Source organism: Gordonia sp. B8661-1 (assembly GCF_059427765.1).
Window position 1 is genome coordinate 226001 of sequence record NZ_JCAHRL010000001.1, and the last position, 23097, is coordinate 249097.

Here is a 23097-nt window from a genome sequence, read left to right on the forward strand (position 1 = left end):
TCACTCCTCCGGTTCGGTGTAGCCGACCTGGATCATCTCCTGCGGACGGGTCCGGGACACCAACTCGCCCCGCCCCGGCACGAGTTCCTGCATCCGGGTCCGGCCCACGATGTAGCCCTCGTCGCGATCGCCGCTCATGAGAAGCATGTCGGCCGCCAGATCCTTGAGTCTCGCGATGACCGGATCGAACATCGCCCGTCCCACACCGCCCGACCGGCGGGCCAGGACGATGTGCATGCCGATGTCGCGTGCGTGCGAGGCCAGATCCAGCAGCGGCAGCAGCGGATTGCCGGTGGTCGACGCGACCATGTCGTAATCGTCGACCACCAGATAGATGTCGGCCCCCGACCACCAGGACCGTTCGCGCAACTGCTGCGGGGTGACGTCCTCCGGCGGCAGCCGCTGTGTGAGGAACTCGGCCAGCTCGTTCATCCGGTCGAAAGCCGTTGCCGGCGAACTGATGTAACCGCCCATGTGGTCGTCGTCGACGAGGCCGAGCATGGTGCGCCGGTAATCGACGAGGACGATCTTCACCTCGTTGCCGCGTGAGTTCGAGACCAGTCCACGGACGATGGTGCGCAGCAGGTTCGTCTTGCCGTGTTCCGCGTCGCCGAAGGCCATGAAATGCGGCTGCGCGGTGAAGTCCAGGATCACCGGTGCGAGCTCGAGTTCGCCGACACCGATGGCGACCTGGTTGCGCGCCACCGTGATTCCGGCGTCGGCCACCAGGGCGTCCACCTCGGTGGCCGTGATCTCGCTGCTCAGCTTGCGGACACGCATGGCCTCGCGCCCGCGGTAGGCGGTCGCGAGCTTGTCGACCGCCACCTGCACGCCGGCAGGCAACGTCTCCACCGAGGCGACCCCGTCCAGCCGCGGCAGCGCGACCAGCATGTGCAATTCCTCGGGGGTGAGGCCGCGTCCCGGTCGGTTGTGCGGCACGAGTGCGGCGGCACGCCTGCCCATCTCGGAATCCATGGCGTCGCCGAGCTTGAGTTCGACACGGCTGCCCATCAGGTCCTTCATCGCCGGGCGCACCTCCGCCCAGCGTGTCGCGGTGACCACCAGATGCACGCCGAAGGACAGGCCCTGCGACACGATGGCGGCGATCTGCTCCTCGAGGAACTCGAGTTCGTTGCGCAACACCGCGATTCCGTCGAGGACGAGGAACACGTCGCCGTGCCGGTCCCCGGCGAAGGGATCACCGTCGGCGACGGTTCCGGTGGCGAACCACTCGGCACGGCGGGCGCGGTAGTCGCGCATCGATTCGACACCGAGTCGGGCGAACATGCGCTCCCGCTCGCGCACGAGGCTCGAGACCTCCGCGACCGTGCGCCGCACGGCGTCCATGTCGCCGCGGGTGGCGACCGAGCCGACGTGGGGCACCCCGGCGAGACCGGCCAGCGAACCGCCACCGAAGTCCAGACAGTAGAACTGCACCTGCTCGGGGGTATGCGTCGCCGCCGCGGACATGATCAGGGTGCGCAGGGCCGTCGACTTGCCCGACTGCGGGCCGCCGACGATCGCGACGTTGCCCGCCGCGCCGGACAGATCGAGGCGGTACACGTCACGGCGCTGGTCGTAGGGCCGGTCGACGATGCCGACCGCGAGTCCGAGATCGCCTGCGCCACCGGGTTTCTGCCAGTCGCGGACGCCCACGAGCCGATCGATCGTCGGCGACTCGTCGAGGGGCGGCAACCAGACCCGACGAGCGCGGGGTGTGTAGTCGGCCATCCGCACCACCAGCGTGTCCAGCAGGGTCGGGACCGATGACGCGATCAGATCGGGCTGCGTCTGCACGTCGTCGTCGGGCCGGGGCGGTTCCTCGTCGAGCAGGGCCTGCGCCTGGTCGAGCACCGACGAACTGGTGACGGCCGTTTCGTCGTCGAGCGGCACCGGGAGCGCGGTGAACACTTTCATCCGGCCCAGCGGCCCGGTGTAGGGCGCGAGCTCGTCGGCGACGGCGTCGACGGCCACCGGCGGATGATAGGGACCGGAGACGTAGGAGGTGTTGAATCGTGTCGGATCACCGGAATCGCATTTGAGATAGGCGGATCCGGGCACGTTGGGCAGATGATAGGCGTCGGGGACACCGAGCACCGAGCGGGATTCGTTGGCGGAGAACGTCTTCAGACCGATCCGGTAGGACAGGTGGCTGTCCAGTCCGCGGAGTTTGCCCTCCTCGAGCCGCTGACTGGCCAGCAGCAGATGGATGTGCAGTGATCGTCCGAGCCGACCGATCGCGACGAACAGTTCGGCGAAATCCGGTTTCTGCGCGAGCAGTTCGGAGAATTCGTCGACGACGATGAACAACGCGGGCAACGGTTCCAGACGGACACCGGATGCGCGGGCGCGCTCGTAGTCGCTGACGTTGGCGAAGTTCCCGGCGGCGCGGAGCACCTCCTGGCGACGATGCATCTCACCCGACAGCGCATCCTTCATCCGGTCCACCATCGACAGTTCCTGCTCGAGGTTGGTGATGATCGCGGCGACATGCGGTGCCGACTCGAGTCCCAGGAAAGTCGCGCCGCCCTTGAAGTCGACGAGCACGAGGTTGAGTTCGGTCGGCGAATGCGTGGCCATCATGGCCAGCACCAGGGTGCGCAGGAATTCGGACTTGCCGGAACCCGTTGCGCCGATACACAACCCGTGGGGTCCCATGCCGCCGTGGGCACTCTCCTTGATGTCCAGGTCGACGGTGGTGCCGCCCGGCGTGTAGCCGATCGGCACCCGTAGGCGGTCGCGGCCCGTACGGCCCCGCCACCCTGTCGCGGGCTCGAAACGGCTCGCATCGCCGATGCCGAGCAGTGCGGGCAGTCCCGGGTCGCTGGAGACGGCCTCTGATTCCAGATTCGCCAGCGCAGCCGCGGTGGCCAGCCGGTAGCGGGCCATGCGGCGGGCCAGGGTCTCCGCCTCCGCGATGGTGATCGAGTCCATGTCGGCGAATTCTTCGACCGCGAACGCGCTGCGCGCGGCCACCTTCCGGTTCCGCACGACGAGTTGCAGGCCGCGCCGGGCGGCGAGACCGTCCGGCGGAGCGGTCAGGTCGAGCAGTGTCACGCCCTCCATTCCCGCATCGTTGATGAGCCGTTCGTCGCCGGCGACGTGCCCGTCGTCGAGGATCACCACGAGATGCGAACGGCCCGGCGTCGGCGGCGCCGACCGGCTGAATCGGCCCCGTTCCACGAGATCGGCGGCCATCGAATTCTCGAAATCGGCGAGCGACGGATAGATCATCCGCATCGGTCCGAGACCGTCACGCAGCGTGGGATGCCCGACGTGCGGCAGCCACTTGGCCCAATCCCAGGCCTCCCCCACCGGGTCGCCGGTGATGATCGCGATCTGCAGATGATCGGGGCCGTGGAACGCACACAGCTCGACGACCATGGCGCGCACCAGATCTCGCGTCTCCTGACGCGCACCCTCGATGTTCACGGCCGGAAATCCACGCAGGGAGATGGAGGTCGGCAGCCGATGCACCACCGAATGCGTACGGACGAAGCGACGCAGCGCGACCATCGACACCGGCTCGATGTCCTCGAGCGGTCCCGTCTCCGGCGGCATCAGGCGGGTGGCCAGGCGCTGAGACCCGACACCGACCCGGACATGCGCGAAATCACTGTCGGTCGGACGCCGCTCCCACATGCGGCGGGTGCCGATCACCTCCAGCAACACCGCCGGATCGGGATGACTCCACACCAGCGCGGCCCGCTGCGCGGCGACGGTGTCGTTCACCTGCGCGCGGGTCTGCCCCAGATAGCGGAAATAATCCTTGCGTTCCTCGTTGAGCTCCGCGGCCTTCTTGCCGCCGCCGCGACCACCCGCGGCGAACATGCCGAACATCGACATCAACATCATCAACGGGAACATCATGAACAGCGGATTGGTCAGGATGTTGCGGCCGCCGGTGACGACCATCAGCGCGATCATGCCGACGACGGCGACCACCATCACCACCGGCAGCAGCTTGATGAGCAGGTTGCCCGGGACCACGCGCGGGACATCGGGCGGGGGCGCGATGTTCAGCTCACCCCCGGGGATGCGGGGTGGCGTGATGCGCGGTCGCCGCACGAACCCATCGGTGGTCGTGGCCACGGCATCCCCCCGGAGCGTCTCGGGCAGCATTGCGGACGACGGCCCGGCTTGGGCCGCTCCCGCGCACTGCTACACAATGTGTTGCGGTTCGCTATGTTATCCGCGGGGACGGTGGGGAGGATCACCAGATGTCGACTCTGGACACACAGTCGTCGCGTGATGCGGCGGTACGTCCCTCAGTCGCGCCGCGACGCGGCGACGCGGGCGTCGAGCCGGAGCTGGTCCGGGTCTCGGTGCTGGGCGGCAACACGCAGCTCGACGTCGGGTTGCCTGCCGCTCTGCCGATCGCCGCTTTGATCCCTGACCTGGTCGAACAGATCGAGTCGCGCAATCCGAGACCTGCCGACCCCGACGATCCGGACGCCGACGACGTCCGTCCGCACAGCCGTCAGCACCGCTGGACGCTGGCCCACGTGGGCCAGGAACCCATGTCCCCCAATAGGACACTGTCCGAATCGGGGGTACGCGACGGCGATCTGCTGCTGCTGCGCTCGCTCGGCACCGGGGAGGCGCCCGCTCTCTTCGACGACGTCGTCGACGCCGTCGCACGTCTGAATGAATCCCGGTTCCGCAACTGGTCGCCGCACGCGGCCCGCGTCGCGGGCTATGCGATCGCACTGCTCGCCGCCGTCGCCGCCGCCGTCGGACTCGGCGCCTACCGCCTCACCAGTGGCGCGCTGTGGGCCGCCGCGCCGAGTGCCGTCGCCGCCGTCGGACTGCTGACCGGCGCGACCATCGTCGCCCGCCACTACCGCGACGACGCGACCGCGACGGTCCTCGCCGCGGCGTCGGTGCCCCTGGTCTTCGTGACCGGCATGCTCGCCATCCCCGGCGACTTCGGTGCCGCACACCTGACGATGGGCTGCGCCCTGACGCTGGTGGCCGCGGTCATCTCCTACCGCATGACCACGGTCGGCCCGGTCGTGCACAGCGCCGTCACCACCGCGGCGCTCCTCACCGGCGGCGCGACGAGCGCCCAACTGCTCCTCGACGAGGGCGTGCCCCGGGTGGCCGCGGTCACCGCGGCGGTGGGACTGCTGGTGATCGCCCTCGCCCCGCGCGCGACGATCATGCTCGCCAAGCTTCCCCTGCCGCCCGTGCCGACCGCCGGAGCACCGGTCGACAACACCGACATGGAGCCGCGGCCCGCCATCGAGGGCATCGGCGCCATCGGCGCCATGGCACTGCCGAAAGCCGATGCGCTCGAACGACGTTCACACGTCGCCAACGCCTACCTGACCGGCATCATCGGCGGGACCACGGCCGTGACGGCGGTGGCCGCCGTCCTCGCCGCCGCCCCGCTGGCCGGCTTCTCCTGGCGCAGCGCCGCCTACGCGGCGATCGTCGCGGTCGTGCTGTGTCTGCGCGGTCGCTCGCACAGCGATCTGGCGCAGGCCGTCACTCTGATCACGGGCGGGTCGCTGGCGCTCATCGCACTCGTCGTCGGTCTCGCCTTCGGGGCCGACGACTGGCCGATCATCAGCTTCGCGCTCGGCATGGTGCTGGTTGTCGCGGCTCTGGTCTTCGGCGTCGTCGCGCCGAATCACGAGTTCTCGCCGGTCATGCGCAGGACGGCGGAGATCGTCGAATACCTGCTGGTCGCCGTGATCGTGCCGCTGCTGCTGTGGATTCTCGACCTGTACCGGGTCGTCCGGGAGCTCTGAGGTGATCGTGCGGCCCGGCAGGCTCCGTTCCGCCGGCGTGAGCGCGATCGTGCTCGCCTCCACCGTGATGATCGCCGCGGTGCAGTCCGCTCCGGCACTCGCGGTGAGCAGGCCGACGATCGACTCGTCGGCGCTGATCCGTTCCGCGCCGGTGGCCCCACCGGAACCGTCCGAACAGCGCACCTACTGCGCCAAACCCGTGAACGCGGGCAACCACGACAACGCGAAACCCACTCAGGCACAAGCCATGATGGGACTTCCCCAGGCCTGGCGATTCAGCCGTGGTGCCGGACAGACGGTCGCGATCATCGACACCGGCGTGACGCCGCACCCACGGCTCCCGCGAGTGCGTGGCGGCGGCGACTACGTGTCCTCCGGCGACGGCCTGTCCGACTGCGACGCCCACGGCACCCTCGTCGCGGGCATCGTCGCCGCCGCACCGAGTTCCTCCGACGCGTTCAGCGGGGTCGCCCCCGACGTCTCCCTCATCTCCATCCGGCAGTCGAGCAGCGCCTACTCGGCGAAGGACCGCAAACGCGAATCCGGCAGCAAGACCGACACGACCGTCGGCTCCGGCTTCGGCACCGTGCGCAGTCTGGCCTACGCGGTGGTCCGCGCCGTCGAACTCGGCGCCACGGTCATCAACATCTCCGAGGTGGCGTGCGCGCCGGCGGGCAGTCCGCTCAACGACAAGGCACTCGGCGCCGCGGTGAAGTACGCCCACGACCGGAATGTCGTGGTGGTCGTCGCCGCGGGCAATCTGTCGCAGAACTCCACCTGCGCCACCCAGAATCCGGCACCGGCGGGCAATGACCCGGACGGCTGGAATTCGGTGTCGACGGTCGCGAGTCCGGCCTGGTTCACTCCCTACGTGCTGACTGTGGGCGCCGTCGACGCGGGCACCGGGGCACCGAGCGGCTTCAGCCTCCGCGGGCCGTGGGTCGGCGTCGCGGCACCGGGAACCGACATCGTCAGCCTCGACAGCACGCGTGGGTCGTCGAAGCTGGTCGACGCACAGGAGGGCCGCGACGGCCCCGTTCCGATCCAGGGCACCAGTTTCGCGACGCCGTATGTGGCCGGGACCGTCGCCCTGGTGCGCGCCCGATACCCGAAACTCAGTGCGGCACAGGTCATATCACGTATCACCCGAACGGCTCACGCGGCGGGGCCCGGTCGTGACGACCGCATCGGTTACGGGGTCATCGACCCGGTGGCCGCTCTGACCAACGAACTCCCCGGCGAGACGGCCGAGGCGAGCACCTCCGCGGCGATCGCGGCTCCCCGTCCGGACCCGGTCCCCGATCACACGGCACGCAACGCCGCTCTGATCGGGGTCGCGGCATGCCTCGCCGTGGTGGCCGCCGCGCTGGCCATCGCGCTGCCCCACCGCCGTGTCCGGCGACTCGAACCCGACGAGTACTGAGCGGAAACCGAACGGCTACTTGCCGTTGCGCGCCGGCCGCAATTCGCGGGGCAACGCGAAGGTCAGTGTCTCGTTGGCGGTGTTGACGGTGTCCACGGTGTCGTAGCCGTACTCGGCGAGGAAGTCGAGCACACCGCGCACCAGCACCTCCGGCACCGAGGCCCCCGAGGTCACGCCCACCGTCGTCACACCCTCCAGCCACGCGGGGTCGATCTCCCGCGCGTAGTCCACGAGATACGAGGCGTCGGCGCCGTTCTGGACGGCGACCTCGACGAGTCGCACCGAATTGGACGAGTTCTTCGACCCGACCACGATCACCAGGTCACACTGCGGCGCCATGGCCTTCACCGCGACCTGGCGGTTCTGGGTCGCGTAACAGATGTCGTCACTGGGCGGATCCTGCAGATCCGGGAACTTCTTGCGGAGCCGGTTCACCGTCTCCATCGTCTCGTCGACCGACAGAGTCGTCTGCGACAACCACACCAGTGGCGCACCCTCACGGACGGTCACGTCATCGACATGATCCGGGCCGTCGACGAGCTGGATGTGTTCGGGCGCCTCACCGGAGGTGCCCTCCACCTCCTCATGGCCCTCGTGGCCGATGAGGAGGATGTCGTAATCGTCGCGGGCGAACCGCTTGGCCTCCTGGTGGACCTTCGTCACCAGCGGACACGTCGCATCGATGGTGCGCAGATTGCGCTCCTCCGCGGTGCGGTGCACCTCCGGCGAGACGCCGTGCGCGGAGAACACCACGAGCGCACCCTCGGGCACCTCGTCGGTCTCCCCCACGAACACCACGCCGCGCTCGGTCAAGGTGTCCACCACGTGACGGTTGTGCACGATCTCTTTTCGCACGTAGACCGGTGCGCCGTGCTTCTCCAGCGCGCGTTCCACGGTCTCCACCGCGCGATCCACGCCTGCGCAGTATCCACGCGGTTCGGCCAGCAGTACTCGCTTGCTCTCACCCATGGCCCCCAGCGTACGGGGTCGTCCGAACGATCTCATGTGGCCCGAACACACCACCGGGGTAGCCTCGCCAAATGACTCAATGGCAGAGTGATGACATGGTTCGAGCACCGTATCCGGCCCGTATCGTCGCTGGTCTCGTCGTCACCGCCCTCGAGGAGACCCGAAAACTCCCCGCACTGGTCGTGACTCTGCCGATGACGGCGGTCAGTCAGACCCTGCAGGCGGGCATGCGCATGCAGCAGAACATCGCCGAACTCGCGATCAAGGGCGACGCCGCCCTCGACTCGCTGTTCGATCGTCCCGACGAGCAGCCCGCCTGGGCTCGCTTCGACGAGGACGACGACGCCACGCCGACCACTCCGGTCGCCCGCTTCGACGAGGACGAGGCGCCGGCTCCGGCCGCCGGGGCCGCGCCCGCCACCAAGGCCGCCGCCCCGAAGAAGACCGCCCCGAAGAAGACCGCGGCTCAGGCGCCCGCCACGAAGGCCGCTGCGAAGAAGGCACCCGCCAAGAAAGCGCCCGCCAAGAAAGCCGCACCGGCCGCCGGCACCGCCGACCCGAAGCCGGCGAACGCCTCGTCCGGCCGGTTCGCGCTGTACAGCACCCCGCCCGAGGATCTCGTCGTCCAGTCCGATCCGGCCGCGGCGCCCGCGGCACGGCCTGCGTCGGCGGGTCCCGTTCCGGAGATCGTCGAATACATCGAATACGACCACCTGACGCTGGCGCAGTTGCGCGCCAAGTTGCGTGGCGTCGGCGCCGACGAACTCGAGGAGCTGTCCGCCTATGAGAAGGCGAACAAGGCCCGTGCGCCGTTCGTCACGATGATCGACAATCGCATCGCCTCACAGAACGGCAAGCGGTCGACGGACTCGTGACGGTCGACCCGTCGGCGAATTCCGCCGAGCATCCCTGGCCGGTCCGCACGGTCAACACCCGGATCGCCGACTGGATCCACCGGTTGGGCCAGATCTGGGTGGAGGGGCAGATCACCCAGCTCAACCGCAGGCCGGGCACCCGCGTCGCCTTCCTGACGTTGCGGGACCCCGCCGCGGACATTTCCATCTCGGTCACATGCAGCCCGGATCTGTTGTCGCGCAGCGATATCCCCCTCACCGAGGGCAGCCGCGTGGTGGTCCACGGCCGCCCGACCTACTTCACCGGCCGCGGCACCATCTCGTTGCGCGTCACCGACATCCGTCCGGTCGGCGTCGGCGAACTCCTGCTGCGCATCGAACGCCTCCGGCAGCTGCTGGCCGCCGAAGGTCTGTTCGACCCGCGGCTCAAGCGCTCGCTGCCGTTTCTGCCGAAGTCGGTCGGACTCATCACCGGCCGGTCCAGCGCGGCTCAGCGGGACGTGCTGTCGGTGGCCACCGATCGGTGGGAGGCTGTGCGTTTCGAGGTGCGCGACGCACCCGTGCAGGGTCCGACCGCGGTGCCGCGCATCCTCGAACACCTCTCCGCACTCGATCGGCATCCCGACGTCGAGGTGATCATCATCGCCCGCGGGGGCGGCAGCGTCGAAGATCTGCTGCCGTTCTCCGACGAGGCACTGCTCCGGGCGGTCGCCGCCTGCACCACTCCGGTGATCTCGGCGATCGGGCACGAGCCGGACACCCCGTTGCTCGACCTGGTGGCCGACTTGCGGGCCGCGACCCCGACCGATGCCGCCAAACGCGTGGTACCGGATGTGGGCGCCGAACTCGACGGGCTCGATGCGCTCCGCCGTCGCAGCGCGCACGCCCTGCGCAACTGGGTGCGCCGGGAAACCCACATCGTCGACGGGCTGCGTGCCCGGCCGGTGCTGGCCCGTCCGTTCACCGTCATCGACGGTCATGCGGCTCAGGTGGACCGGTTGCGTGCGGACATCCGCCGCGACATCGCACGGCAGGTGGATACCCAGAGCCATCGCATCGACCATTTGTCGGCCCGGCTCGGCACACTGGGACCGGCGCAGACACTCGCCCGCGGATACGCGGTGGTCCAGCGGGTCGATGTCGAGCCCGCCCAGATCGTCGGCTCGACCCGGGACATGCCCGGCGACGCCCGGATACGCATCCGGGTGGCCGACGGCTCCCGGATCGCCCACGTCGCGCAGGACACGACACCAGCAGAAGGAGACGACACGTGAGCGGGGATGAGACACAGCCGATCCCGGTCGGGGAACTCGGCTACGAACAGGCACGGGACGAGTTGGTCGACGTGGTCTCCACCCTCGAGCACGGTGGCCTCGATCTCGATGCCTCACTGGCCCTGTGGGAGCGGGGCGAGGCACTCGCGACCCGATGCGAGGAGCACCTCGCCGGCGCCCGCGAGCGGATCGAGGCGGCCCTGGCCGACGCCGACGAAGACGACGACGAGTAGGCGGATCTCGATACGCAGCCTCGCCTGGCGGCTCGGCCGCTACTCGATCAGCAGTCCGTCTCCCCGGCGGCTCGGCCACCACTCGATCAGCGCTCTATCTCACTCGAACCGCAGACCGCTGGTCGAGTAGGCCACGAGCGCAGCGAGTCGCCGTATCGAGACCCTGAGCGCCTACGCCTTCAGCGGGGCCTGAGCGAGCACGGAACTCGCCAATACGGTCATGTCCCCGTCCAGCCCGCGCGAGACGACCGCGATCCGTACGTCACCGAGATCGGTGATCCAGAACTTCTTGCCGTCGGCCGCGGTGTACATCACCCACCGGTGACCACCGATGTCCTTGGTGCCCGCCCCCATCGCGTCGTTGCCGCCGAGGTGGCGCACCAGGGCATCCTCGGACGCCCCGGTCTGGCTCAGCTGGATGTACGCACCGGCCTTGGTGACCCAGCCGGCGTTGCTGACGCGTGAATCACCGACCGGCTGCGTGGAGCCCGAATTGGGCTTCCAGCCCTCCGGCGTCGGCGGGCGGCGGATCGGGAAGGGCATGGTCTGCGCGTCGGCCTGCAGTGAACCGGCCACGTCGAAGGCCGGGACCTTGTCGTCCTGCGCCGGACCGTTGATGCCGATCGAGCAGTTACCGGACACGAAGAGGACGAACGCGCAGAGCAGCAGCAGCGGGACCATCGTCCAGATCATGTCCCTGCCGCCTTGCAGGATCCGCGGTTTGTCGGCCATGCGTTCAAGTATCCCAAGGTGGGCGCGGGCGTGGCCAGGCGGGCCGTCGGTGAGATCGGATCGGCATGCGCCCGATGCTGGGCAGGATGGCCGGCAACCTGCTACAAGGGTGGGATGAGTCGCCTCGGCACGACACGCTGGAGAACGGCGTTGCCCGGCCTGCTGTTCCTGGTGCTGCTGGTTCTCGGGACCGCCGCCTGCGGGAACTCCGATCGGTCGGCGACGGGCATCGACGCCGTCCGCGATGCGGGGGTTCTGCGGGTCGGCACCGAGGGCACCTACGCGCCGTTCAGTTACCACGATCCCGCGACCGGTGAACTCAGCGGCTACGACGTGGACGTGGCCAAGGCGGTCGCCGAAAAGCTCGGTGTGCGAGCCGAATTCGTGGAGACGCCCTGGGATTCGATCTTCGCCGCGCTGGGTGCCGACCGGTTCGACGTCGTCGCCAATCAGGTGACCATCACGCCGGAGCGGCAGGGTAAATACGATCTGTCCGAACCGTATGCGACGGGCCGCGGGGTGATCGTCACCCGGGCCGGCGACACGTCGATCACGTCCCTCGACGATCTCAAGGGCAAGACCACGGCACAGTCCGCCACCAGCAACTGGACGCAGGTCGCGCGGGACGCGGGCGCGCGGGTGGAGACCGTCGAAGGCTTCACCCAGGCGATCAAACTGCTCAATCAGGGCCGTGTCGATGCGACGGTCAACGACAGCATCGCGGTCTTCGCGTATCTCGCCGAGACCGGCGACAAGAGCGTCAAGATCGCCGTCACCACCGACGACACCAGCGAGCAGGCCTTCGCCGCCCGCAAGGACAGCGGCCTCATGCCGTCCATCAATAAGGCGCTCGACGAGTTGCGCGACGACGGCACCCTGGCGCAGATCTCGCAGCGCTACCTGAAGGCCGACGCCACCGGTTCGCCGACGCCCGCGCAGGCGGAGTCGCGGGGCACCTGGGGCCTCATCGCCGACAACCTGTGGCCGATGGCCAAGGCCACGATCACCATGACGATCCCGCTGGCGCTCATCAGTTTCGTGATCGGCCTGGTGATCGCGCTGCTGGTGGCGCTGGCACGACTGTCGGAGCGCAGGCTGCTCAACGGGCTGGCACGCATCTACATCTCGATCATCCGCGGCACGCCGCTGCTCGTGCAGTTGTTCATCATCTTCTTCGCGTTGCCGGAACTCGGCATCAAGGTGCCGCCCTTCCCGGCGGCGGTGATCGCGTTCTCCCTGAACGTCGGCGGCTACGCGGCGGAGATCATCCGCAGTGCGATCCTGTCGGTGCCGCGCGGACAGACCGAGGCGGCGCTCACCATCGGCATGGACTACGCGACGACCATGCGACGGATCGTGCTGCCGCAGGCCGCACGCAATGCCGTTCCGGGACTGTCGAATACGCTGATCTCCCTGGTCAAGGACACATCGCTGGCATCGACGATCCTGGTCACCGAACTGTTGCGGACCGCGCAGATCGCGGCGGCACCGACCTTCGAGTTCTTCGCGCTGTACGTGACCGCCGCCATCTACTACTGGATCGTGTGCCTGGTGCTGTCCGGATTGCAGAACCGGCTCGAGACACGATTGGGGAGGTTCGCCCGCACATGAACGCACCGGCACCGGCCACCGACTCCGCCCGCATCGCCGTCACGGATCTCCGGAAGTCCTTCGGCGACAACGAGGTTCTCCGTGGCATCGAGTTCACCGTGCCGCCCGGCACGGTCACCTGCATCATCGGGCCGTCGGGGTCGGGCAAGACGACGATCCTGCGGTCGCTCGACGCGCTCGACATCCCCGATTCCGGCATCGTCCGGGTCGCCGACGCCACCGTGGACTTCGGTGGTACGTACACGAAGCAGGATCTGCGGCGTCTGCGCCGCCAGAGCGCGATGGTCTTCCAGAATCATCACCTCTTCCCGCACAAGACGGTGCTGGAGAACGTCATCGAGGGGCCGACGGTGGTCCAGCGACGACCCCGCGCCGAGGCGGTGGCCGAGGCCGAGAAGCTGCTGGGCGAGGTCGGGCTGGCCGACAAACGCGACGCCTACCCGGAGCAGTTGTCCGGCGGACAGCAACAGCGCGTCGGCATCGTGCGCGCCCTCATGCTGCACCCCGAGGCGATCCTCTTCGATGAACCCACCTCGGCACTCGACCCGGAACTGGTCGGCGATGTTCTGTCGGTGATGCGTGATCTGGCCGCGGAGGGGTGGACGATGGTCGTGGTGACGCATGAGATCCGGTTCGCGCAGCAGGTCGCCGATCAGGTGCTCTTCATCGACGGCGGCCGGATCCGTGAGCGCGGGACACCCGCCGAAGTCATCGGCCATCCCAAGACCGACCGTGCCCGGCAGTTCCTGCGGAGCCTCCTCGAGCCCCTCTGACCGCCAGGGTGCCTGCCGGTTCGCTCGGTGTGACGTGCCAAAATGGGACACGCTACGTGTTCTGAGCCACTGTCATCTCGCCGAGGAGTCACCTATGTCACCCACCCCGCAGGCCCCCGATCGCAACCTGGCGATGGAATTGGTGCGCGTCACCGAGGCCGCGGCGCTGGCGGCCGGACGCTGGGTGGGTCGCGGCGACAAGAACGGCGGCGACGGCGCTGCCGTGGACGCGATGCGCGAACTCCTGTCCACCGTGTCGATGCGCGGCGTGGTCGTCATCGGCGAGGGTGAGAAGGACGAGGCGCCGATGCTCTACAACGGCGAGGAGGTCGGTGACGGCGACGGACCGGACTGCGACGTCGCCGTGGATCCCATCGACGGCACCACGCTGATGGCCGAGGGCCGCCCCAACTCGATCGCGGTGATCGCGGTCAGCGAGCGCGGCACCATGTACGACCCGTCCGCGGTGTTCTACATGAACAAGATCGCCGTCGGACCGCAGGCCAAGGGCGCCATCAACATCGACGAGTCGGTGGAGTGGAACATCAACTCGGTGGCCCGCGCCAAGGGCATCGACGTCGCCGACCTGACCGTCATCGTGCTCGACCGTCCGCGCCATGCCGACCTGATCGCCGAGATCCGTCAGGCAGGCGCGAAGATCCGCCTCATCTCCGACGGCGACGTCGCCGGTGCGGTCGCCGCGGCCGACGACTACTCGACCGTCGACATGCTGATGGGCGTCGGCGGCACCCCGGAGGGCATCATCACCGCGGTCGCCATGAAGTGCATGGGCGGCGAGATCCAGGGCAAGCTGTGGCCCCGCGACGACGAGGAGCGCCAGAAGGCCATCGATGCCGGCCATGATCTCGATCAGGTCCTCACCAACGACATCCTCGTCCGCGGCGAGAACTCCTTCTTCTGCGCGACCGGCGTCACCAACGGCGACATGCTGCGCGGCGTCACCTACCGCCCCAACGGCGCGACGACCCGTTCGCTGGTCATGCGCTCGAAGTCCGGCACCATCCGCCGGATCGAGTCGGTGCACCAGATCACCAAGCTGCGCGAGTACGCACGCGTCGACCTCTGAGGTCTGTGCGGGCGAAACCGATGGTTGCGTCCGGGGGCTGAAGCGGCAGCGATACGATGCAGTCCGTGAGTACACCAGCTTCAGCCCCTGAGTTTCGCTACTCCGATCTCCTCCCCACCGGTGCCGACGACACTCCGTATCGACTCGTCACCGATCAGGGCGTGTCCACCTTCGAGGTGGACGGACGGACGTTCCTGAAGGTCGAGCCGGAGGCCATCCGCGCGTTGACGGCCGAGGCGATGCACGACATCAGCCACTATCTACGTCCCGCGCACCTGGCGCAGCTCCGGAAGATCATCGACGATCCGGAGGCCTCCGGCAACGACCGGTTCGTAGCACTCGATCTGCTGAAGAACGTGAACATCTCGGCGGGCGGCGTGCTGCCGATGTGCCAGGACACCGGCACCGCGATCGTCATGGGCAAGAAGTCCGAGGGTGTGCTGACCGGAGCAGACGACGCCGAGGCCATCTCGCAGGGTGTCTACGACGCCTACACCAAGCTCAACCTCCGCTACTCGCAGCTGGCTCCGCTGACCACCTACGAGGAGAAGAACACCGGCACCAATCTGCCTGCGCAGGTGGAGATCTACGCCACCGAGCAGGGACCGAAGGGGCCGGAGTACAAGTTCCTGTTCATGGCCAAGGGCGGCGGCAGCGCCAACAAGTCGTTCCTGTTCCAGGAGACCAAGGCGATCCTCAATCCCAAGCGGCTCCTCGAGTTCCTCGACGAGAAGATCCGCTCGTTGGGCACAGCGGCCTGCCCGCCGTATCACCTGGCGGTGGTCATCGGCGGTACGTCGGCCGAATTCGCCCTCAAGACAGCGAAATACGCGTCGGCCCACTACCTCGACAATCTGCCGACCGAGGGTTCGATGGCCGCCCACGGCTTCCGGGATCCGGAACTCGAAGAAGAGGTCTTCAAGCTGACGCAGTCCTTCGGGATCGGCGCACAGTTCGGCGGCAAGTACTTCTGCCACGACGTCCGCGTCGTCCGCCTGCCGCGTCACGGCGCGTCGTGCCCGGTGGCCATCGCCGTGTCCTGCTCGGCCGACCGGCAGGCGTTGGGCAAGATCACCGCCGACGGCGTGTTCCTCGAACAGCTGGAAACCGATCCGGCACAGTACATGCCGGATGCCGGCGTCGCCGAGGACATCGAGGGCGGGGAGGTCATCGAGATCGACCTCAACCGGCCGATGCCCGAGATCCTCGCCGAACTGTCCAAGCACCCGGTGAAGACCCGCCTGTCGCTGACCGGCCCGCTGGTCGTCGCCCGCGACATCGCCCACGCCAAGATCAAGGAACGCCTCGACGCCGGCGAACCGATGCCCGAGTACCTTCGCGATCACCCGGTGTACTACGCCGGTCCCGCGAAGACCCCGGAGGGCATGGCCTCGGGTTCCTTCGGCCCCACCACCGCGGGCCGCATGGACAGTTACGTCGAGCAGTTCCAGGCCGCGGGCGGCTCAATGGTCATGCTGGCCAAGGGAAACCGTTCCAAGCAGGTCACCCAGGCGTGCGGTAGCCACGGCGGGTTCTATCTCGGGTCCATCGGCGGCCCGGCCGCCCGACTGGCCCTCGACTGCATCAAGAGCCAGGAGATCATCGAATACCCCGAACTCGGCATGGAAGCGGTCTGGAAGATCGAGGTCGAGAACTTCCCGGCGTTCATCGTCGTCGACGACAAGGGCAACGACTTCTTCACCGATCCCGGCGGCTCGGTCACCGTTCCGCTCGGTGGTGTGCGCATCCGCTCCAAGGAGCGCTGACGCACGGTGCGATCGCCCGGCGTACCGTGGGCTGAGGCAAGCCTTACCCACGACGCCGGAGGTCGCACACCACCATGACCGAGCCCCAGTTCCGCATCGAGCACGACACCATGGGAGAAGTGCAGGTTCCCGTGGACGCCCTGTGGCGGGCGCAGACACAGCGCGCCGTGGAGAACTTCCCCATCAGCCACCGTCCGCTCGAACGCACCCAGATCCGTGCGATGGGGCTACTCAAGGCCGCCTGCGCACAGGTGAACAAGGACCTCGGTCTCCTGCAGGCCGACAAGGCCGACGCCATCGTCGCGGCCGCCCTGGAGATCGCCGACGGCAAGCATGACGATCAATTCCCGATCGACGTGTTCCAGACCGGCTCGGGTACCAGCTCCAACATGAACGCCAACGAGGTCATCGCCTCCATCGCGAAAGCCGCAGGCGTCGAGGTGCATCCGAACGACGACGTGAACATGTCGCAGTCGTCGAACGACACCTTCCCCACCGCCACCCATGTCGCGGCGACCGAAGCGGTGGTCACCACCCTGATCCCGGCGCTCGATCACCTGCGGCTGGCGCTGCTCGCCAAGGCCACCGAGTGGCGTGAGGTCGTCAAGAGCGGCCGCACACATCTGATGGACGCGGTGCCGGTGACGCTCGGACAGGAGTTCGGCGGTTACGCACGGCAGGTCGAGGCAGGCATCGAGCGGGTCACCGCCACGCTCCCCCGGGTCGGCGAACTCCCCATCGGCGGGACCGCGGTCGGCACCGGACTCAACGCCCCCGACGGCTTCGGCACCAAGGTCGTCGCGGAACTGCAGAAACTGACCGACGTCGAGGCACTCACCCTGGCACGCAACAACTTCGAAGCACAGGCCGCACGCGACGGCTTGGTCGAACTGTCGGGCCAGCTGAAAACCATCGCGGTATCCCTGACGAAGATCGCGAACGACGTGCGCTGGATGGGGTCGGGTCCGCTCACCGGACTCGGCGAGATCAGCCTCCCCGACCTGCAGCCCGGCTCGTCGATCATGCCGGGCAAGGTGAATCCCGTTCTGCCCGAAGCGGTCACGCAGGTGGCCGCACAGGTCATCGGCAACGACGCCGCCGTCACCTGGGGTGGCGGCAACGGCGCATTCGAGCTGAATGTGTACATCCCGATGATGGCCCGCAACGTGCTCGAATCAATCACGTTGCTGTCCAATGTGTCCCGCCTCTTCGCCGACCGGTGCATCAGCGGTCTGGTCGCGCACACCGAACGACTGCGCACCCTCGCCGAGAGTTCGCCGTCCATCGTGACGCCGCTCAACAGCGCCATCGGCTACGAAGAGGCCGCGGCCGTGGCCAAGCAGGCGCTGAAGGAGGGCACCACCATCCGGCAGACCGTCATCGATCGCGGGCTCGTCGGCGACGACCTCACCGAGGCCGAGCTCGACAAGCGGCTCGACGTACTCAAGATGGCCAACCTCGATCACGAACGCTGAGTTGACGTTTCCGGCTCCTCGGCGATGGTCTGTGCGATCTCGAGTTCGGCGAGTCGGTTCTGCTCCTCCGCCGAGAGCGTCTGGATGGTGCCGACACGGGCGGCCACCTCCGGGCGCGCGACGCGGAGATACACATACCAGGCCACACCGGACCCGAGAATCGCCAGATAGACGAAAGGCAGGATGTTGAACGGGAATTCGGGCACCGGATAGAGGTTGTTGACGATCACGTACAGCAACGCCAGCCCGGCCAGCGCCGACACCGTCGCCCGGAACGGGGTCAGTGCCTTGATGCGGTGGAGCCAGATCGGGGTGGCGATCACCACCAGCAGGTAACTGACCAGGAACGCCCAGTTGGTGACGTATGCGCCGTACACGTCGAAGACCGTTCGGCCGGCGGAACTGAAGGTGGCGACGGTCGCGAAGATCAGCGCGAGCACTCCGACGAAGATCACGCCCACCCACGGAGTGCGGTACCGCCGGTGCACCTTGCCGAAGGCCTGAGGCAACGCCCCCTCGTGGGCAAGTGTGAACAGTGCCCGGGATGCGGACGTGGTGACAGCGGTGACGAATACCACGAAGGCCACGGCGACGGCGAGCGTCATCAGCGGCCGAATCCACGGCACTCCCGCGGAGTCCGCCAACTGTGGCAACACCGCCTTGTCCCCGTCGATGTCGCCGAAATACAGGACCTGCGGGTACGTGGCGACGATGTAGAGCACGCCGATGATGAGAACCACGCGCAGGAGTGCGCGGGAGATCGATCGGTGCGCGTCCCGCGCTTCCGCCCCCAGTGATGCGACGCTCTCGAATCCGGCATACGCACCGACGGCGGTCACCGCGGCGACGAAGGTCGAACTCGTGCCGAGATTCGACAGACTCCACTGCTCCGTATCGATGCGCCACCCGTAGGCCACGTAGGCGCCGACGATGATCACCGCGATGGAGATCAGCGCGATCACCTCGAAGACCAACTCATACTTCGCCGCCAATGCGGCACCCCGCAACGGCAGGTAGACCGCGACTCCGACCACCGCGAAAACCAGCAACAGCCGGAACCATGCTGCATCCGAACCGATTCCGAGATCAAGCAGGAATGAATCGACGTAGAGCACACCACCCAGGGTCCCGGTGACCGCGAAGCCTATGTATCCGATCAGGAGGCTGAACCCGGCGATGAACGCGAACGCGGGGCCCAGACCGTTCCCGGCATAGGTGCCCAGAGAGCCCGACGACACCGTACGGCGGGCCTGGAAGCCGATGGTCGTCGCGATCAGCACGACGATGAGCAGACCGAGTATCGCCGCCCAGGCGGCCCCTTTGCCCGCCGCGGTGAAGAGTGCGAAAGGCACTATCGCGATCGCCACGCTCGGCGCGGCGGCCGCCAGCCCCTGAGCGAATACGTCCAAGGGGCCCAGAGCATTTCGTTTCAGTTCCGAATTGCCCGCGCCGTGTGGTGAGCGGGACGGGTGGGGTGTCGCTGTGGCCACCGACGCTGTCTCCGGCCGCGAATGGGCTTGTGTCGTCATCGCTTGTCCTCTCGGCAATCCATTTGTCGAGACGAGTATGCGGACCGATCGGTGCGCCGCCTGCCCTTTGGCCCGCGCCGGTTCTTTCTCAGCGGCCCGATTGCTCAACTCAGGGTGCCGACGACGCGGCGGCCGTCAAATGCCCACGCAGGGTGTCGGTTTCATACTCGTGCCGGTACAGACCGCGGCGCCGAAGAATGGGCACCAGTTCATCGACAATCACTTCTAGTCCGTCGACGAGCGAATCCGGCTGCAGGTTGAACCCATCAACGGCACCGGATTGAAACCAGTCCTCGATCCGGTCGGCCAGTTGCTCCGGTGTGCCCGTGAAGCCGGCATGCCCCGACCCGGTGTACCGCGTCTGACGTAGGTATTCCCGGACCGTCGGGTTGGTGCGCCGGATCTGGGCGACGATGGATTCACGGAATCCGACACTGCCACTGAATGTCCGGAGATCGGCGGGTGCGGCGAGCACCTCTTCGGGAAATGGCGCGTCCAGGTCGAGCTCGGTGGCGTCGACGCCGATCGCGTGTGACAGCCACCCCGCCGAATACCAGGACGGACTGCGGTCGTGAAGGTCGTCGTTGCGCCGTCGCGCCTCCTCCTCGGTACTGCCCAGCGACAGCAACAGGCCGGGCAGGATCTTGACCGCGTCCGGGGACCGTCCGTACGCCAAGGCTTTTCGCTTCACCAGCCGGTAGTGCTCGACGGCCTTGTCAAGGGTCAGTTCGGCCGCGAACACCCCTTCGGCCACGCGACCGGCAAGATCTCGCCCTTGCTCCGATCCGCCGGCCTGAAAGAGCACCGGAGCTTCACCGCGATGATGCGGTACCCGCAATCGGCCGTCGATCGAGAAATGTGTGCCCCGATGGTTGACATCGATGCCCGTTGCCGCCGAATCCCAGAGGGCCCGAACCACATCGACGAACTCGGAGGCCCGCTCGTACCGATCATCGCGAGGTGGGACATCGGGCAGTCCGAAGTTCCCCGCGGCCGCCTCGCCACGGGTCGTCACGACGTTCCATGCGGCGCGCCCGCGGGACAGGTGATCAAGCGTCAGAAGTCGTTCGGCCAACTCTGCCGGATCGTTGAAGGTCGTCGACGCGGTACTGACCAATCCGATCCGCTCGGTGGTGGCGGCCACATGCGCCCAGTTCACCGTCGGCTCGGGATGAGCGGGATTGGCGTCGTACGCCGGATCTCCCAGCGCAGGGGCATCGGCGAGGAAGACGGCGTCCAGCGTTCCCCGCTCGGCCAATCGGCCGATGGTCGTCCAGTAGTCCGGTGACACAAAGGATCCGGCGGTGAGTCCGGGCGTCTGCCACGACGCCGGGACATAGCCGAGGACGAGCGCGTTGATACCGAGGACGACGTGACCGTCGCGTTCACTCATGGCCCGACTCCTTCGGGGATCAGTTGCCGTGTGCGGCAGCGGGTCGGACGGTGCGTGGCGGCTCGAGGGGGTTCGGTCGCGGAAACACCGGCCGCCCCTCGGGGCGTGATGACACGCTCAATCCGAGGACCGAGCGCAGGTCGAGGCCCGGGCGTACGGGCCGGCCCACCACCAGTAGCCGCTCTGCCACGTCCGCCAGCGCGGACGGCGACAGCGTGTCGTCGCGCAGCACGACGCCGGTCACACCACGCGGTAATTCGTCGCCCGCCCCGACCACGGACACCGGGCCGCCGGAGCCGATGACGAGGTCGATGGCATCGGCGGCCTCCGATTGTCCCGTCGGTTCGTCCGGCTCGAACCATCCGATGACCGACGGCCCGGTTTCCGGTTCCGGAACCGTCAGCGGGCCCGTGATCCGGTGCGGCCCATCGAGGTCGGCGTACTGAATGCGATCTGAGCGCACGAAGATCCCGGTATCCCGGTCGGCGATCACGGAGTCGAACGGCCAGCTCCGCTCGAGTGTCCGGATCGCATGCGCGACCTCCGGAACCGAAACGGGTCGCCGGTCCGCGAGCCAGGGATCGGTCGCCGCCGGATCGGCGGGTGCACCGAGGAGCAGACCGCTGCGGCCGCGACTGACGTGTCCGAGCGAGGCCACCCGGCGCGCCAGATTGTAGGGATGGTCCCGTGGCGAGGACGTCCCGAACAGCACTCGGACATTCGGTGCACGTCCGGTCAGAAATGTTGCGGCGACCGATGATTCAAGGGTGTCCGTCGTATCCCGTATCACGCGGTCCACCCGCTCGGTACCCACGACGGTGAACGCCAGCGGAAGCTGATCCCACCGTCCGAGGAGCGTGGAATCGTCGAGCAGGGCGTCGGTCTGAATACCGCTCAGGGCAACGGCGACATAGGGGACGGTTTGCGTCAATTGCCCTGTCCCCCACGGCCCAGCGCGGCGAAGTCCGGTACCGGATCGGTGCCGTTGACCAGCCAGTCGCCGACGATTCGCGCCTTGTACACACGCGGATTGTGTGACGCGAGAGTACGAGCGTTGCGCCAATGTCGGTCCAGTGCACGGTCGGTCGACACACCCGAGGCGCCGAGCGCGTCGAAGACCGTGGTGGTCGCCGACAACGCGGCGTCGATGATCGTCAACTGGGCGTGATCGGTGGCGATCTGCGCGTCGGTGACGAGTCGCGTGCGCTGCTCGATCTCGCCCGCCGCATGCGCCGCTGCGATCCGATCGAGTGATTTTGCGACCTCTCTCAGGGCCGACTCCGCCGCGTACGCCCGCGCCGAGACCTCCCCGATCACCGCGAGCAGTTGAGCATCCTTGGCGGGCACCGGATCGAGCGCTTGCGGATAGTTCCGTTTCCGGGCCCGCAGCGCGTCGATACCGTCACGTAGTGCGGCGCGGATGATGCCGGTGAGCACCGCCAGAATCGCGACTTGATAGAAATGTCCTTGGTAGACAAAACGTTCCGATACCGCAAAGACGTCGTCGGGCTCGGCGGGCACCTCGTGGTAGCGCGCCGTGCCACTGGCCGTGGTCTGCTGGCCGAACCCCGTCCAGTCGTCGACGAGTTCCACACCCGGATCGGTTCGCCGCACCAGGGCGGTCAGCAGCCCACCGTCGTCGGATCTGCCGATCACGTCGAGCCAGTCCGCAAACAGGCTGCCGGTCGCGTAGAACTTGGCTCCGGTCACCAGGTACCGGTCGCCGTCTCGACGGACCGACGTCTTGACCGTCGCGTAGGTTCCGTTGTTCGCCTCGGTCCAGCCACCACCGACGAACTCACCGTCGACGAAGCGTTGCAGCCACCGGTCGTTGGCGGGCGAGGACGGGGCGTTGAGGCGATCCTCCACGAATGCCAGGTGATTGCGGAACACGTGGGCGACGTTGGCGTCGGCCGTGGCCAGACGGGACAACAGCACGAAGGTCTGTTCCAATGACGCGCCCAAGCCGCCGGACTCGACGGGTAACCGTATGCAGCCCAATCCTTTCCGCTTTAGGTCATCGACCTCCGCGTAGGCGAAGGCGCGGTCGGTCTCTCGGTCGACATTGCGTTCGGCGATCCGGTCGAACACGTCGGCGAATCGGTCGAGGAGGTCGGCCTCCGATGCGGTGGGCGCACGAAGATTCGTTGCCGTGGAGACGACTGTCTCGGTCATGATCGTCCTTCCTTCGATAGGTCACGGATTCAGCAGGGCTCCGGCGT

The 23097-nt window shown here is 67.7% G+C and carries 17 protein-coding genes; 10 read left to right on the forward strand and 7 right to left on the reverse strand.

Annotated features, from left to right (window positions below; all coding sequences use genetic code 11):
* Window positions 1-4092, reverse strand: a complete 4092-nt coding sequence (gene eccCa, locus AC4JJG_RS01075) for a type VII secretion protein EccCa (protein ID WP_495399360.1) — start codon at window positions 4090-4092, stop codon at window positions 1-3.
* Window positions 4093-4220: 128 nt separating this feature from the next.
* On the opposite strand from eccCa, the gene eccD reads away from it, so the two are divergent.
* Window positions 4221-5756, forward strand: coding sequence for a type VII secretion integral membrane protein EccD (gene eccD, locus AC4JJG_RS01080; protein WP_495399359.1), 1536 nt, complete (start codon window positions 4221-4223; stop codon window positions 5754-5756).
* 67 nt (window positions 5757-5823) lie between these two features.
* A complete protein-coding gene (gene mycP, locus AC4JJG_RS01085; RefSeq protein ID WP_495399639.1) occupies window positions 5824-7179 on the forward strand; it encodes a type VII secretion-associated serine protease mycosin in 1356 nt (451 codons plus the stop codon).
* A 15-nt stretch (window positions 7180-7194) separates the two neighbouring features.
* Here the strand turns inward: mycP and AC4JJG_RS01090 are convergent, their stop codons facing one another.
* Complete coding sequence (locus AC4JJG_RS01090; protein WP_495399358.1) at window positions 7195-8148, reverse strand: 4-hydroxy-3-methylbut-2-enyl diphosphate reductase; 954 nt, start codon at window positions 8146-8148, stop codon at window positions 7195-7197.
* A 95-nt stretch (window positions 8149-8243) separates the two neighbouring features.
* Here AC4JJG_RS01090 and AC4JJG_RS01095 point away from each other — a divergent pair, with 95 nt between their 5' ends.
* The 3 genes from AC4JJG_RS01095 to AC4JJG_RS01105 are packed head-to-tail and all read left to right on the forward strand — an operon-like array spanning window position 8244 to window position 10509.
* A complete protein-coding gene (locus AC4JJG_RS01095; RefSeq protein WP_495399357.1) occupies window positions 8244-9023 on the forward strand; it encodes a lipid droplet-associated protein in 780 nt (259 codons plus the stop codon).
* On the forward strand, window positions 9020-10276 hold the full coding sequence (xseA, locus tag AC4JJG_RS01100) for an exodeoxyribonuclease VII large subunit (RefSeq protein ID WP_495399356.1): 1257 nt from the start codon (window positions 9020-9022) through the stop codon (window positions 10274-10276). Before AC4JJG_RS01095 ends, xseA begins: the two co-directional genes overlap by 4 nt.
* Complete coding sequence (locus AC4JJG_RS01105; RefSeq protein ID WP_495399355.1) at window positions 10273-10509, forward strand: exodeoxyribonuclease VII small subunit; 237 nt, start codon at window positions 10273-10275, stop codon at window positions 10507-10509. The genes xseA and AC4JJG_RS01105 overlap by 4 nt, the downstream gene beginning before the upstream one ends.
* Window positions 10510-10680: 171 nt before the next feature.
* Here the strand turns inward: AC4JJG_RS01105 and AC4JJG_RS01110 are convergent, their stop codons facing one another.
* The gene (locus tag AC4JJG_RS01110) at window positions 10681-11241 is read right to left on the reverse strand and encodes a DUF4245 domain-containing protein (protein ID WP_495399354.1); all 561 of its coding nucleotides are present in this window, start codon (window positions 11239-11241) and stop codon (window positions 10681-10683) included.
* 114 nt (window positions 11242-11355) lie between these two features.
* On the opposite strand from AC4JJG_RS01110, the gene AC4JJG_RS01115 reads away from it, so the two are divergent.
* The 5 genes from AC4JJG_RS01115 (at window position 11356) to AC4JJG_RS01135 (ending at window position 17953) form a co-directional block, all read left to right on the forward strand.
* Entirely contained in the window at window positions 11356-12852 is a 1497-nt protein-coding gene (locus AC4JJG_RS01115) for an ABC transporter permease subunit (RefSeq protein ID WP_495399353.1), read from the forward strand.
* Window positions 12849-13625: an amino acid ABC transporter ATP-binding protein gene (locus AC4JJG_RS01120; RefSeq protein WP_495399352.1), complete on the forward strand. Its 777-nt coding sequence runs from the start codon at window positions 12849-12851 to the stop codon at window positions 13623-13625. The genes AC4JJG_RS01115 and AC4JJG_RS01120 overlap by 4 nt, the downstream gene beginning before the upstream one ends.
* Window positions 13626-13719: 94 nt before the next feature.
* Window positions 13720-14712 carry a class II fructose-bisphosphatase gene (gene glpX / locus AC4JJG_RS01125; protein ID WP_495399351.1) on the forward strand — a complete coding sequence of 331 codons (993 nt, stop codon included), beginning with the start codon at window positions 13720-13722 and terminating at the stop codon, window positions 14710-14712.
* 65 nt (window positions 14713-14777) lie between these two features.
* Entirely contained in the window at window positions 14778-16478 is a 1701-nt protein-coding gene (locus AC4JJG_RS01130; RefSeq protein ID WP_495399350.1) for a fumarate hydratase, read from the forward strand.
* 74 nt (window positions 16479-16552) lie between these two features.
* Window positions 16553-17953: a class II fumarate hydratase gene (locus tag AC4JJG_RS01135; protein WP_495399349.1), complete on the forward strand. Its 1401-nt coding sequence runs from the start codon at window positions 16553-16555 to the stop codon at window positions 17951-17953.
* On the opposite strand, the gene AC4JJG_RS01140 is transcribed toward AC4JJG_RS01135, so the two are convergent.
* The 4 genes from AC4JJG_RS01140 to AC4JJG_RS01155 all read right to left on the reverse strand — a co-directional run bounded on the left by AC4JJG_RS01140 (window position 17941) and on the right by AC4JJG_RS01155 (window position 23050).
* The gene (locus AC4JJG_RS01140; RefSeq protein WP_495399348.1) at window positions 17941-19482 is read right to left on the reverse strand and encodes an APC family permease; all 1542 of its coding nucleotides are present in this window, start codon (window positions 19480-19482) and stop codon (window positions 17941-17943) included. The two genes, AC4JJG_RS01135 and AC4JJG_RS01140, sit on opposite strands and share 13 nt — an antisense overlap.
* A gap of 109 nt (window positions 19483-19591) precedes the next feature.
* On the reverse strand, window positions 19592-20875 hold the full coding sequence (locus tag AC4JJG_RS01145) for an NtaA/DmoA family FMN-dependent monooxygenase (RefSeq protein ID WP_495399347.1): 1284 nt from the start codon (window positions 20873-20875) through the stop codon (window positions 19592-19594).
* 19 nt (window positions 20876-20894) lie between these two features.
* The gene (locus AC4JJG_RS01150; protein ID WP_495399346.1) at window positions 20895-21806 is read right to left on the reverse strand and encodes a N5,N10-methylene tetrahydromethanopterin reductase; all 912 of its coding nucleotides are present in this window, start codon (window positions 21804-21806) and stop codon (window positions 20895-20897) included.
* Entirely contained in the window at window positions 21803-23050 is a 1248-nt protein-coding gene (locus AC4JJG_RS01155) for an acyl-CoA dehydrogenase family protein (RefSeq protein ID WP_495399345.1), read from the reverse strand. The genes AC4JJG_RS01150 and AC4JJG_RS01155 overlap by 4 nt, the downstream gene beginning before the upstream one ends.
* Window positions 23051-23097: the final 47 nt, after the last annotated feature.